Annotated in this window: 9 protein-coding genes, 1 tRNA gene and 1 pseudogene; 4 read left to right on the top strand and 7 right to left on the bottom strand. The window is 63.4% G+C overall.

All coding sequences use genetic code 11. The features are described from left to right. Positions 1-60: 60 nt before the first annotated feature. Positions 61-370 (bottom strand): annotated as a pseudogene (locus Q0743_RS26100) (ATP-binding cassette domain-containing protein); the annotation flags it as partial. Positions 371-608: 238 nt separating this feature from the next. On the opposite strand from Q0743_RS26100, the gene ppsA reads away from it, so the two are divergent. Next, positions 609-3,038: a phosphoenolpyruvate synthase gene (gene ppsA, locus Q0743_RS26095; protein WP_298244351.1), complete on the top strand. Its 2,430-nt coding sequence runs from the start codon at positions 609-611 to the stop codon at positions 3,036-3,038. A gap of 3 nt (positions 3,039-3,041) precedes the next feature. On the opposite strand, the gene Q0743_RS26090 is transcribed toward ppsA, so the two are convergent. Beyond that, positions 3,042-4,382 carry an agarase gene (locus tag Q0743_RS26090; RefSeq protein WP_298244350.1) on the bottom strand — a complete coding sequence of 447 codons (1,341 nt, stop codon included), beginning with the start codon at positions 4,380-4,382 and terminating at the stop codon, positions 3,042-3,044. Positions 4,383-4,524: 142 nt separating this feature from the next. On the opposite strand from Q0743_RS26090, the gene Q0743_RS26085 reads away from it, so the two are divergent. From Q0743_RS26085 to Q0743_RS26075, 3 genes are read left to right on the top strand one after another with little or no spacing between them, the layout of a single operon-like run. After that, entirely contained in the window at positions 4,525-5,862 is a 1,338-nt protein-coding gene (locus tag Q0743_RS26085) for a GH1 family beta-glucosidase (protein ID WP_298244349.1), read from the top strand. After that, positions 5,859-6,833 carry a glucokinase gene (gene glk, locus Q0743_RS26080; protein ID WP_298244420.1) on the top strand — a complete coding sequence of 325 codons (975 nt, stop codon included), beginning with the start codon at positions 5,859-5,861 and terminating at the stop codon, positions 6,831-6,833. The genes Q0743_RS26085 and glk overlap by 4 nt, the downstream gene beginning before the upstream one ends. Beyond that, entirely contained in the window at positions 6,826-7,785 is a 960-nt protein-coding gene (locus Q0743_RS26075; RefSeq protein ID WP_298244348.1) for a 1-phosphofructokinase family hexose kinase, read from the top strand. Before glk ends, Q0743_RS26075 begins: the two co-directional genes overlap by 8 nt. Here the strand turns inward: Q0743_RS26075 and Q0743_RS34310 are convergent. The 5 genes from Q0743_RS34310 to Q0743_RS26055 form a co-directional block, all read right to left on the bottom strand. After that, entirely contained in the window at positions 7,771-8,178 is a 408-nt protein-coding gene (locus Q0743_RS34310) for a hypothetical protein (protein WP_367184941.1), read from the bottom strand. The two genes, Q0743_RS26075 and Q0743_RS34310, sit on opposite strands and share 15 nt — an antisense overlap. Before the next feature lie 46 nt (positions 8,179-8,224). Next, positions 8,225-8,300, bottom strand: a tRNA-Lys gene (locus tag Q0743_RS26070). A 169-nt stretch (positions 8,301-8,469) separates the two neighbouring features. Further along, entirely contained in the window at positions 8,470-9,084 is a 615-nt protein-coding gene (locus Q0743_RS26065) for a Spy/CpxP family protein refolding chaperone (protein WP_298244347.1), read from the bottom strand. A gap of 209 nt (positions 9,085-9,293) precedes the next feature. Further along, positions 9,294-10,298 carry a TRAP transporter substrate-binding protein gene (locus Q0743_RS26060; protein ID WP_298244346.1) on the bottom strand — a complete coding sequence of 335 codons (1,005 nt, stop codon included), beginning with the start codon at positions 10,296-10,298 and terminating at the stop codon, positions 9,294-9,296. Between the two features lie 172 nt (positions 10,299-10,470). Beyond that, positions 10,471-12,033, bottom strand: coding sequence for a 2-isopropylmalate synthase (locus tag Q0743_RS26055; protein WP_298244345.1), 1,563 nt, complete (start codon positions 12,031-12,033; stop codon positions 10,471-10,473). Positions 12,034-12,857 lie beyond the last annotated feature (824 nt).

The following is a 12,857-nucleotide window of genomic DNA, read 5'->3' as shown; positions in this document are numbered from 1 at the left end:
CCAAGGCTCCAGCTCACCCGCGGCGGCGTTCACGCGCAACGCACTTTCCGGATTATGTTCTTAGTGACCAGCAATCCGGCCATCGATCACCCGGATGATCCGGTCGCAGCGATGCTGCCAGATCCATGTTGTGGGTGACCAGCAAGAAGCTCGTGCCACTCTCCCGATTGACCAGCCGCATCAAGTCGAAGACGGCATCGGCCGACTTGGTGTCGAGATTGCCAGTTGGCTCGTCCGCGAGCACGAGATCCGGCCTCATGGCCAATGCTCTGGCGATTGCCACCCGTTGCTGCTGGCCGCCGGACATGTTGCTGGCAAGGTTGCCTCCGAACTTGTCCAGTCTCACCCGAACCAGCAGATGCTCCGCTCGGGAAGGCGATCAGTTTGTAGGCGTAGCCGGCCACCACAACCCGCAAAGCACTGTTGACGGGAATCACTCTCCCACCTCGCTTTCGCGCTCAATGACGATGGAGCTTTGACCGACTTTCCGCCAGACAGCTTGATTTCCCTCAACTGAGCTGAACTGGGCCGACCTCGCTGGGCGCGGTAACAGCACCGAGCTTGACTTGCCTCAAAAACAAGACGCAAGGACGTGGTCTGCTATCGATATGCCCGGGTACATTAGATCTTTCCTTGACATTGGACTGGACGACGTCGGTCTGGTCGGCGGCAAGACCGCTTCGCTCGGTGAGCTGTACACGGCACTCGCGTCGCAGGGGATTGCCGTTCCCAATGGCTTCGCCATCACGGCCGAGGCCTATCGCGACGCGCTGTCACGTCAAGGGGTTGCGGACGAACTGCACCGGCTCCTCGACGGGATCGACAAGAGCAAGATAAGACAGCTCGCCAGCAGGGCAGCGAAGGCTCGCGAGATCATATACGAGGCCATGGACACCCCCCTCCTCCGCAAGCAGGTCGAGGACGCATATCGGCAGCTCGAACATGAGGCCGGAAACGGGGTTGCCGTCGCCGTGCGAAGCTCTGCGACGGCCGAGGACCTACCCACGGCGAGCTTTGCCGGCCAGCATGAAAGCTTTCTCAACGTCCGCGGGCCCAAGGATCTGTTCGAGGCCTGCCGGCGTTGTTTCGCGTCGATCTTCACCGATCGGGCGATTTCCTATCGCATCGACAACGGCTTCGATCACTTCAAGGTCGCGCTCTCCGTCGCCGTGATGAAGATGGTGCGTTCTGATCTGGCCGCCAGCGGCGTCGTCTTCACGCTCGACACCGAATCCGGCTTTCGCGACGTGGTCTTCATCACAGGCTGCTACGGTCTCGGCGAGACCATCGTGCAGGGCCAGGTCGATCCGGACGAATTCTATGTTCACAAGCCGACGCTGAGCCAGGGCTATCGCCACGTGCTTCGGCGGCGGCTCGGCGCCAAGCAGATCCGCATGATCTACGGCAAGCGCGGCGGCGAGCATGCAACGCTCACCCGCAATGTCCCCGAAGCCGAACGCCGCAAATTCTGCATCTCCGACGAGGAGGTGCTGAGCCTTGCCGATATCGCGGTTCGCATCGAAGCTCATTACTCCAGGCATGCCGGCGCAGCGATGCCAATGGACATCGAATGGGCCAAGGATGGCGCTGACGGAATGCTCTACATCATCCAGGCTCGGCCCGAGACGGTCGCCTCACGGCGCTCCGCGAACGTTTACGAGACATACAATCTGAAGGGACGCGGCCCGGTCGTCGTTACCGGCCGCGCGGTGGGCGAGAAGATCGCCTCCGGACGGACACGCCGCGTGCTGACCGCGCGCGATCTTGCCGCCTTCAAGCCCGGCGAGATCCTGGTGGCGCCGGCCACCAGCCCGGACTGGGAGCCGGTCATGAAGATCGCGGCCGGCATCATCACCGACAAGGGCGGCCGCACCTGCCACGCCGCCATTATCGCGCGAGAGCTGGGCATCCCTGCGGTCGTGGGGGCCAAGCTCGCCACCGAGAAGATCAAGACGGGCACGGAAGTCACGATCTGCTGCGCCGAAGGCGATGTCGGCAGCGTCTACCGGGGACTGATCGATTTCGACGTGACCAGGACGCCGATCAGCGAGCTGCGGCAACCACGGACCGCCATCATGGTGAATGTCGGCACTCCGGAGATGGCATTCCGCACCGCGATGCAGCCGCAGGCCGGAGTCGGCCTCGCCCGCATGGAATTCATCATCAGCGAGCATATCGGCGTTCACCCCATGGCTTTGCTCAAGCCGGACAAGATCAAGTCGGCCAAGGCGCGGGCCGAGATCGCACGCCTTGTGAAGGGCTTCGCCAGCCCGGCCGACTTCTTCGTGCAACGACTTTCGGAAGGAGTCGGCACCATCGCCGCGGCCTTCTATCCGAAGCCCGTGATCGTGCGGCTTTCCGATTTCAAGACCAACGAATATGCCAGCCTGATCGGCGGCGAGGGTTTTGAGCCCAGGGAAGAGAACCCAATGCTGGGCTTCCGGGGCGCCGCTCGCTACAGCCATCCCGCCTACGCCGAGGGGTTTGCCCTCGAATGTGCCGCGCTTCGACGGGTGCGTCATGACATGGGTCTTTCCAATCTGCGTGTCATGGTGCCGTTCTGCCGGACCGTCGCGGAAGGCCGGCGCGTGATCGCCACGATGGCGGCCAATGGACTGAAGCGCGGCGAGGACGGTCTCGAGATCTATGTCATGTGCGAGATCCCGAACAACGTCATTCAGATCGACGCGTTTGCGGAGCTGTTCGACGGCTTCTCGATCGGCTCCAATGATCTCACCCAGCTCACGCTCGGGGTCGACCGGGATTCCGACATCGTGGCCTTCGACTTCGACGAGCGCGATCCGGGAATGCTGGAAATGTTCCGGCAGGCGGTGGTCGGCGCCAAGCGCAACAGTCGCCATATCGGCATCTGCGGCGAAGCGCCCGCGAACTATCCGGAGATCGCGCGCTATCTGACCGGCCTGGGCATCGATTCGATCAGCGTCAATCCCGCGAGCGTATTCCGGACCATGGCCATCGTGTCCGAGGCCGAAGCCGACTTGCCGAAGTCCGACGCGCGACGCCTGACCGCCCTGTAGTAATCAGATCACAACGGGGATAGCCGCGGCGTGGATCTGCTCTGCCGCTGCGTTGACCCTCGTCATGGTCTTCGTCAGCTCTTCATAAACCTGGTCCTCGATGGTTACGGTGCCGAAATTCGAATCTTCACCGTCAAACCGTCCCTGCGCCGGCTCATCGGCGTGCTCGAACCAGTGATAGCCGACCACATTCGGCTTGCTGAGTGCCGTCACAACGTAGCCCTCGAAAGCCTGGGCACGCTCTGTCTGGGTCGCCACCCGGGGTCCTCCACCTTTCGTATTCGGCAAGCCTGCGTCGTCGCCTCGAAACGAGAATTCGGTGATCAGGCATGGCTTCCCGCCTGCAGCATAAGCGTCAATGACCGGGCCGGGGTTAAAGTCATAGCAATTGAAGGAGATCACATCGAGATGGCGGCCGGCAGCCGCGATGACGCCCGTCGGCGGCTGATAGCCGAACCGGGATCCGAGCACGAGATGATTGGGATCGGCCGCCTTGATGGCCGAGACGCACAGTTCGAAGTATCTGTCAGCCACAATGGCCACGAAGGCATCGCAATCCGCCGAGAAGGCCTCGCGGGCGGGATCTGCCAGATTGGCCTTGGTCTCGCGCGCATCGTTCAGGACGCCAGGGCGAAGTCTCACGAACGGTGCCGCGACATGTTCAATCCTGCCAAGCTCCTGCCAGGATCGCGCCTGTGTGCGCCATACCGCGTTGAATTGAGCAAAATCCCGATACCGCGCCTGTAGTCCCGAGAGGGCGGCGACCCTGCCGGGTCGACGGGACGGCAAGTTCAGAAACAGCGTCAGGAGCTCGTCGGAACTGCGCCAGTCGGGTGACCAGTAGAGCTCGTTGTCGATGAAGGTACCGAGCAAGCCGGGATCATTGCGCCGATGCCGGCAACGCTGATCGGCACTTGCGCGGATGTGCGCCGCGAATTCGGGGTCGAAGACGTCAGGGAAGACCTGATCGCGCCGGTGCAGGCGGAAGGATGCGCCCAGCTCCGCGACCGGGGTGGTTGCCAACAGCCGCGATCCCGAACTGGCGACGAGTTCGTCCGACCAGCACCCGACCGTGTTGAAGGCCCAGCTCGCCAGGCGGTCAGCCACGGCAGATCGCCAGATCTGCAGGCTGCCGTATTTGGCTCGGCAGGCCTCGGCGTAGGGAAAGCGGTCGGTCCCCCCAATACGTTCCTGATCGAAGCGGATCGTATTGACCCCCTTCGAGATGAAACGGCCTCCGTCCGGATCGACGAGCCAGAAAACGCCATTGCGCTCGGCAACGCGAAAGTAGCCGCTTCCGCTGAAGTCGCCGTCAACGACCCCGCCCCATCTTGTTCTTTGCACTGCAGACCCCAGCAACGGTCTTAGGACGACAATCCTTTGCACAGCCGAGCCGCGGCTTATTGAGATATCTCAATACCGCCTGGAACCAGCATGACTACCAATGTCACATCAATCACGGCGGGCTGGACCAAGCAGGTCGTTCATGTCGACAACCCGACTGCCAAACACCGCGAGCCTGCGCCCGGATTTCATCTGGGGCGTTTCCACCTCGAGCTTCCAGATCGAGGGAGCCACGCGCGAAGACGGCCGCGGGCTCAGCATCTGGGACACTTACTGCCAAAGCGGCGCCATCAGGAATCACGACACAGGCGACGTCGCGTGTGATCATTATCATCGCTATCGCGAGGACGTCGGCCTGATGAAGGCGCTCGGCGTGCGGGCTTACCGGTTCTCGGTGGCCTGGCCGCGCGTGCTGCCGCAAGGATACGGATCCGCCAACGAGGCCGGCCTTGCTTTCTACGACCGGCTCATCGACGAGCTCCTGGCCGCCGGGATCGAGCCATGGCTGTGCCTCTATCATTGGGACCTGCCCCAGGCCCTGGAGGAGCGCGGCGGCTGGCTCAATCGAGAGTCCGCGGTGTGGTTCGCCGACTACGCCGCCCTGGCCGCCGGACGCTTCGGCGACAGGGTCAAGCGTTTCGCGACATTGAACGAACCGTCCATCTTCACTCTGTTCGGCCGCTCGCTCGGCAAGCGGGATCGCGGAAGCGAGGACGAGCTCCACCGCATGATCCACAACGTCAATCTCGCGCATGGGGCGGCTGTGGATGTGCTGCGCGCGAGCGTTGCCGGCGTCTCGATCGGATGCATTCACAACCGGCAGCCCTGCCGTCCCTCCAGCGCAAGCGAGGCCGACGCAGCGGCGGCGGCGCGGCTGAACATCTATTGGAACGATGTCTTTCCAGACCCGCAATGCCTTGGCGCCTATCCGCCATCGATGCGGACGTCGATCGAGCCGCACATGCGACCGGGCGACATGGCGCGCATTTGCCGTCCGCTCGATTGGTTCGGGCTCAACCACTACAGTCCGGTCTATGTGAAGGCGCGTGCGGAGGCGATGCTGGGCTACGACTTCGGCGACAAACCGGCCGACGTTCCCTTGACCCCGATCGGATGGCCGATCGAGCCCGAGGCTTTCCGGTGGACTCTCGAATCCGTCCATGAGCGTTACGGGCTTCCGATCTACGTTCTCGAAAACGGATATGGCAGCTACGACCAACCCGATCAGACGGGCGTGGTAAATGACAGCGACCGAATTGAATTCCTGAAGACCTATATCGAGGCGATGAATGCCGCGGCCTCAAGCGGCGTCGATGTGCGCGGCTATTTCATCTGGTCGTTGCTCGACAATTTCGAATGGGATTCCGGCTACAGCACCAGGTTCGGCGTGACATATGTGGACTATGCCTCGCTGCGGCGGATACCAAAGGCTTCATTCGGCTGGTACGCCGGGCTGATCAAGGCGAGGCACTCGTCATGACGACAGCCTCTTCGAGGACGGCCACTCTGCTCGCCGACATCGGCGGGACCAACGCCCGTTTCGCCCTCTCGGCCGACGGCAAGCTCGGTCCGATCTCCCATATGGCCGTCGGCGATTTCGGCACCTTTCAGCAGGCTCTCGCGACCTATCTCGGCGCTACAGCGCCGGCCGGTACAATTCGGAACGCCATCCTCGCCGCGTCCGGCCCGGTTCAGCATGGCCGCTGCGTTCTCACCAACAATTCCTGGATCATTGATGCGGCAGAGTTGTGCCGCGACTACGGGTTCTCATCGGTGCGTCTGCTCAATGATTTCGAAGCTGTGGGGTGGGCCCTGCCCCATCTTCCGCCGGGAAGCCTCCTGCAACTCGGCGGGCGAGAACGCGTCGAACGAGCGCCCCTCGCTGCGCTTGGCCCAGGCACTGGCCTCGGCATGGTGATCAGCATACCGCATGCCGGCGCCCCGATCGTACTTCCCAGCGAGGGGGGACATTCCACGATGGCAGGCGGCTCGCTGCGCGAAGACGCGGTCATCGACCATTTGCGGGCACGCTTCGGGCACGTCTCTTCCGAACGCGTTCTGTCGGGTGCGGGGCTGGAAAATCTCCACGACGCTCTGGCGTCCCTCGACGGCGTGACGGTCCCGAGACGTCGCGCGGCCGACATCACGCGGACCGGAATCGAGGGCTCCTGTCCGATCAGCCGGTCGGCGGTCGACATGTTCTGCGCGATGCTGGGGTCCGTTGCGGGCAATCTTGCGCTCGCAATCGGCGCAAAGGGCGGCATCTTCATCGCTGGAGGCATCTTGCGACACATGCCGGAATATCTTGCCGCATCGCAGTTTCGCGCACGCTTTGAAGGCAAGGGACGGCTCAAGTCATACCTCGCGCCGATACCTGCCTATCTCGTCCTCGACGAAGACGTCGCGTTCGTCGGGCTTCGCGCCTTGATGGAGACTGAGGGTCTTGGCTGAGACAGCGCCCATCCAGATTGTTACGCTGACCATCAACCCGGCTGTCGATATCTCGACATCCGTCAAAAAAATGCAGGCCTTCGTCAAGATGCGCTGCGCGGAAGCCAAGCGCGATCCTGGTGGCGGCGGCATCAACGTCGCCCGCGTTCTGAAGCGGCTCGGCACCGAGGCAATCGCGATCTACCCGGCCGGAGGCGCCTCCGGGCAGACCCTGGCGGCGCTGGTCGAGCGCGAAGCCGTGCGCAGTATCGTGATCCCGACATCGAATGACACGCGCGAGGACATCACCGTCTTCGACGAGACGACGCGCGAGCAGTTTCGCCTGGTCTTTCCAGGCGCCCTCCTCAGCGAGTTCGAATGGCAGCAGTGCCTCGACGCCCTTGCGCGCATCAGCCGGCAGGCGGCATTCGTGATCGCAAGCGGCAGCCTTCCGCCGGGCCCCCCAGATGATTTCTATGGCAGGGTCGTACAGGCCTCAAAAGGCGCAGCCAGGGTGATCGTGGATACGACCGGCGCCGCACTGAAGGCGGCATTGGCGGCGGGCGTTTATCTCATCAAGCCCAACCTGCGGGAGTTTCAGGACCTCGCCGGGATCAGCAACACTGATGAACCTTCGCTCATCGCAGCGGGACACCGCCTGTTCGACCGCTACCGCATCGAGATCATCGCGCTTTCGATGGGCTCGCAGGGCGCGTTGCTATTGACCCGCGACATGGCCTTGCGTGCGGATGGCCTGCCGATTGCTCCCATCAGCGTGTCCGGCGCCGGCGACAGCTTTCTGGGGGCGATGGTGTCGTGCCTGGCCCATGACGACGACCTGGAAAGGGCGTTCCGATACGGCATTGCCGGCGGCTCGGCCGCGCTGCTCAGCCCTGGCACGGGGCTTTGCCGCGCCGAGGACGTTCAGCGCCTCGCCGCGAGCGTGAACGTCACAAGACTACATCATGCCTAGCAACACGAGATACCGATCGCCGGCCGAGCGTTGCGTCGCCGCCCGATGTCGAGATCGCCGACGGTATCGCGCCTGCGACGAAACTTCCGGCGACCGCCATCTGCCTCCGCTTGGTGCCGAGCCCCCGGAAGTGCGGCGATCTCGCCGAGACGCCTGGCAGTTCGCGCTTGAGCCGGTCAAGCACGCCGAATTTGCGGGTCGCGACGATGGTCGCGATCTTTCCCGCAAGATCCTTGCGATGCCGGGTAATTCCGAGAGATCCTCGCCCGCCTTTAGCAGGCTCGTAATGCTCTTTGGCAGACGCTCGATCAAACGAGCCGCGTTGCGGCAGGCGCGGGAACGGAAAGGGTTGTCGCCCCGAATCTCCAGGGGCTCGGCCGTCTGGCCGAACATTCGGCGATTTCGGCATTCAAGATCTTGGAAACCAAGGGTTTTCCAATGGTGGGCGCACCAGGGCTCGAACCTGGGACCCGCTGATTAAGAGTCAGCTGCTCTACCAACTGAGCTATGCGCCCGAAAGGCGGTCAATGCCTTGCGAGGCCGGTCGTTTAGCAAAGCGAATCCGGTCTGGCAAGCGATGCGGCGAAGGTTTTTCCACAGTCCCCAAAAAGCGAAAAGCCGCTGGATTCCAGCGGCTTCGCCAAGGTTAATTCCGGGGCTAATCTCCGCAAGACCCCGCCTCGTTCAGAGCCGGCCCTCACGGTCGCGGTCCGGGCCGCCATCGCGGTCGAAACGGTCGTGATGGAAGTGCTCCATGCTGCGATCCATCATCCGGCCGCCCATGCCGCGCTCCATGAAGTGGCGGGGCGGGCCGTCCTCGCCGCCGCCGAACGGGCCGCGATGGCGGGTCAGCACGGCGAGGCGCCGCTTCTGGCCCTCGTCGAGGGTCTTGTAGAGCGGATCGGCGGCATCGGCGATCTTCTTCAGGGCCGCCGACGTCGCGCCCATGTCCTCGGCGCGCTGGCGCAGGCGGGCGACCGGATCCTCGGGCATGTCAGCGTCCTTGCCGGCATCGCCGGGGCCGGCATTCATCCGTGCATTGGCGCGGTCGATCCGCAGCTTGGCGAAGTCGCGTACGGCGGCCTCGACCGGCGGCCACAACTTCTCCTGATCGGCATTGAGCTTCAGCCCGGCATGGACGGCGGCGATCCGCGCGTCGACGAGGGCGGCGCGGTCCTCGGGGTTCATGCGGATGTGGTGGCGCATGTGCTCCATCCACGGGCGATGATATTGGGCATAGACCGCGCCCGAGCCGGCGATGCTGAGCACGGCGATGGCGGCGATGGTGAACTTCTTCATCCGAACCTCCTCTGGAAGGATGTCCATGAAGATGGGCGCAGTGTGGCTTACACGCAACTTACAACTTGGACAGGGAGGGCGTCCTTACCAAGATGTAACGCGCGATTTTACCTCTCGTCGCAATATGGAAATCATTCGCAACAAAAAGGCTTCCGTGCAGCGCGCACGGAAGCCTTGGCTTATCGTTCGAATCGCTCAGTTCGTCGTGCTCAGTTCGTCGTGCTCTTGGCCTCTTTGAGGAACTCGTCGATCAGCGGCTGGCCGACGCGGCTCGCCGCGTCCTTGTAGACCGGCTCCATCGCCTTGCGCATCGCCTCGTTCTGCTCGGCCGTGAGCTTGATGATCTCGCTCTTGCCGCTCTTCTTGATCTCGGCGAGCGCGTCATCGTTCTCCTTCTGCGACTGCGCATTGCCGAATTCGGTCGCTTCCTTCATCGCCTTGGTGAGCTGGTCGCGAATGTCGGCCGGCAGGTCGTCCCAGAACTTCTTGTTCACGATCACGACGTAGCCGATGTAGCCGTGATTGGTCTCGGTGATGTACTTCTGCACCTCGTGCATCTTCTGGGTATAGATGTTCGACCAGGTGTTCTCCTGGCCGTCGACCACGCCGGTCTGCAGCGCCTGGTAGACTTCGGAGAACGCCATCACCTGCGGCAGCGAGCCGAGCGCCTTGAACTGGGCCTGCAGCACGCGCGAGGACTGGATGCGGAACTTGACGCCCTGATAATCGGCCGGGGTCACCAGCTTCTTGTTGGCGCTCATCTCCTTGAAGCCGTTATCCCAATAGGCAAGGCCGGTGATGCCCTTGGCATCCAGCAGCTTGAGCAGCCGCGCGCCGAGCGGGCCTTCCGTCACCTTCCGCAGCGTCTTCAGGTCGGGCAGGATGTAGGGCAGATCGAACACCTCGAACTCGCGGATGCCGAGCGGACCGAACTTGGAGTTGGACGGCGCCAGCATCTGCACGCTGCCGAGCTGCAGCGCCTCGAGCTCTTCCTTGTCCTTGTACAGCGTCGAATTCGGGTAGACCTCGACCTTGACCTTGCCGTTCGTGTACTTCTCGGCGAGCTCCTTGAACTTCTCCGCCGCCTTGCCCTTCGGCGTCTCGGTGGCGACGACGTGGCTGAACTTGATGATGATCGGCGATTGGGCCGATGCCGGCCCGGCAAGCCCGAGTGCCAGTGCCGCAATGGATGCGGCGATCGCGAAGGTGCGCATAGTCTCTCCCTAAAATTATTTTGGCCGCCCGGGCGCGTGGGTGGCCGATCCTCAAGCCGTTGACATCAATAGCGGCTGGGACGCTGAGCCGCTATTGGCCCTTAGCAGGGCAGCTATTCATCATGAATGCTGTCATTCCGGGGCGATGCCCCGGAATGACAAGCTCCACGCGTCAGCTCGCCGCAGCCGAAGTCACTGTGTCGCGCTGGCGCTTCATGACGATCTTGTTGAGCGCGCCGAGATAGGCCTTGGCCGAGGCCACCAGCGTATCCGGATCCGCCGCGCGCGCCGTCATCGAACGGCCGTCCTGCGACAGCCGCACCGACACTTCCGCCTGCGCGTCGGTGCCTTCGGTGACGGCGTGGACCTGGTACAGCTCCAGCTTGGCCTCGTGCGGCACCAGGCGCTTGATGCAGTTGAACACCGCATCCACCGGACCATTGCCCTCGGCCTCCTCGATCTTGATCTGGCCGTCGACGTCCAGCTTCATGGTCGCGCGCTGCGGGCCATGGGTGCCGGCGATGACGGTCAGCGAGGTCAGCTTGATGCGGTCGTGGGATGCCGCCATCTCCTCGTCGACCAGCGCCTCGATGTCCTCGTCGTAGATGTCCTTCTTGCGGTCGGCCAGCGCCTTCATGCGCGTGAACGCATCTTCCAGCTGGTTCGGGCCGAGCTTGTAGCCCATCTCCTCCAGCTTGTGCACGAAGGCGTGGCGGCCGGAATGCTTGCCCAGCACCAGCGAGGACTGCTTCAGGCCGACCATTTCGGGCCGCATGATCTCGTAGGTCGAGGCGTCCTTCAGCACGCCGTCCTGGTGGATGCCGCTCTCATGCGCGAACGCGTTCCGGCCGACGATGGCCTTGTTGTACTGGACCGGGAACGACGTCGCCGCCGACACCACCTTGGAGGCGCGGGTCAGCTGCGTGGTGTCGACCTTGTTCCAGTAGGGGAATTTGTCGTTGCGCACGTTGATCGCCATCACGATCTCTTCGAGCGCCGCGTTGCCGGCGCGCTCGCCGATGCCGTTGATGGTGCACTCGACCTGGCGCGCGCCGCCGACGATGCCGGCCAGCGAGTTCGCGACCGCCATGCCGAGGTCGTTATGGCAATGCACGGAGAACACCGCTTTGTCCGAGTTCGGCACGCGCTCGATCAGCGTCTTCATGAAGTGGGTGTATTCCTCCGGCACCGTGTAGCCGACGGTGTCGGGGATGTTCACCGTGGTGGCGCCGGCCTTGATGACGGCCTCGACGATCCGGCACAGGAAGTCCATCTCGCTGCGGGTGCCGTCTTCGGCCGACCATTCGACGTCGTCGATCTGGTTGCGGGCGCGGGCCACCATCGCGACCGAGGTCTCCAGCACTTCTTCCGGCGTCTTGTTCAGCTTCACGCGCATGTGCAGCGGCGAGGTCGCGATCACGGTGTGGACGCGGCCGCGCTTGGCGAATTTCACGGCTTCGGCGCAGCGGTCGATGTCGGCGGGATGGGCGCGGGACAGGCCGGCGATGACGGCGTTCTTGGAGCGGCGGGCGATCTCGCTCACCGCTTCGAAGTCACCCTGCGAGGTGATCGGGAAGCCGGCCTCGATCACGTCGACACCCATATCGTCCAAGAGCTCGGCGACCTCGAGCTTCTCCTCGAAGGTCATGGTGGCGCCGGGGCACTGCTCGCCGTCGCGCAGCGTGGTGTCGAAAATGATGACGCGGTCCTTCTCGGACTTGTTCACGGTGGCCATTTCAAATTTCCTTTTGAGCTTTTGCGCCGTTCAGGCCGTCTAGGTCCCTGGCGCTTGAGGTGTCCGGTGATCTCGACCAACCCCTGAGCGCCCAGGCGCGTGGCGCCCAGCCGGCCCTCAGGGGCAGCTAAGAAGAAGCCCGCCAATCAGGAGGGTGGGCAGCAGCGCGGCCGGGATCGTGGCGGCGGCCAGAGCCACCTCCCCCGAAATCCCATCGATTTGGCCGCGAATCAGCATTGCCAGACCCTTTTGAGCCCACAAATCCTCGGCCAAAACCGTTGACGGTTGGTTGCCGGGAGGCTCAGTGCGACCGTTTCTAGACGAGAAATGGCAGCCGCTGCAACGCCAAAAGATGGTCAGGAAGGTTGACCTGGTTGCGGGAGCGCGTGCCTCCTCGTTCTTGCGTGTCCCGGACGCGCTGCAGCGTGCAAGCGATGCGGCGCTGAGCCGGGACCCAGGGGCGGCACACCCCCGCGGCGGCATGGGCCCCGGCTCTGCAGCCGCACCACCCCGGACGATGCGATGCATCGCCGGGCCGCTGCGCTGCGTCCGGGGCACGGGCCCGGAGGGTGGCGCTGGCCCGCTTCTCCAAGCGACGCTGTCATGCCAGTACGCCGCGGCTTATCGGTTCAATCACAACCGTCTCTGGAATACTGGATCGCCGGCTAAACACTAAACCGGGCGATGACACCGAATATGTGGTGATAGACATGGCTTCTCGGCCTCGCGGCTTGTTTCGCCCGAGCTTTGCTTTGTCTCGCGACCCTCTAAATCCAAGAGCAACTGGGAGGGAAGTAGACCTGCGATCAGACGGGCTCAAGGCT

This window comes from uncultured Bradyrhizobium sp. (assembly GCF_936943645.1).
GTDB lineage: Bacteria > Pseudomonadota > Alphaproteobacteria > Rhizobiales > Xanthobacteraceae > Bradyrhizobium.
The sequence above is the reverse complement of the archived record's forward strand: the minus strand, read 5'-3'. Positions and strand labels throughout refer to the sequence as shown.

Excerpts from the sequence above, each read along its gene's own strand:
- ppsA (WP_298244351.1), top strand. The coding sequence starts at position 609 with ATGCCCGGGTACATTAGATCTTTCCTTGACATTGGACTGGACGACGTC.
- Q0743_RS26085 (WP_298244349.1), top strand. The coding sequence starts at position 4,525 with ATGTCGACAACCCGACTGCCAAACACCGCGAGCCTGCGCCCGGATTTC.
- glk (WP_298244420.1), top strand. The coding sequence starts at position 5,859 with ATGACGACAGCCTCTTCGAGGACGGCCACTCTGCTCGCCGACATCGGC.
- Q0743_RS34310 (WP_367184941.1), bottom strand. The coding sequence starts at position 8,178 with ATGTTCGGCCAGACGGCCGAGCCCCTGGAGATTCGGGGCGACAACCCT.
- Q0743_RS26065 (WP_298244347.1), bottom strand. The coding sequence starts at position 9,084 with ATGAAGAAGTTCACCATCGCCGCCATCGCCGTGCTCAGCATCGCCGGC.
- Q0743_RS26060 (WP_298244346.1), bottom strand. The coding sequence starts at position 10,298 with ATGCGCACCTTCGCGATCGCCGCATCCATTGCGGCACTGGCACTCGGG.
- Q0743_RS26055 (WP_298244345.1), bottom strand. The coding sequence starts at position 12,033 with ATGGCCACCGTGAACAAGTCCGAGAAGGACCGCGTCATCATTTTCGAC.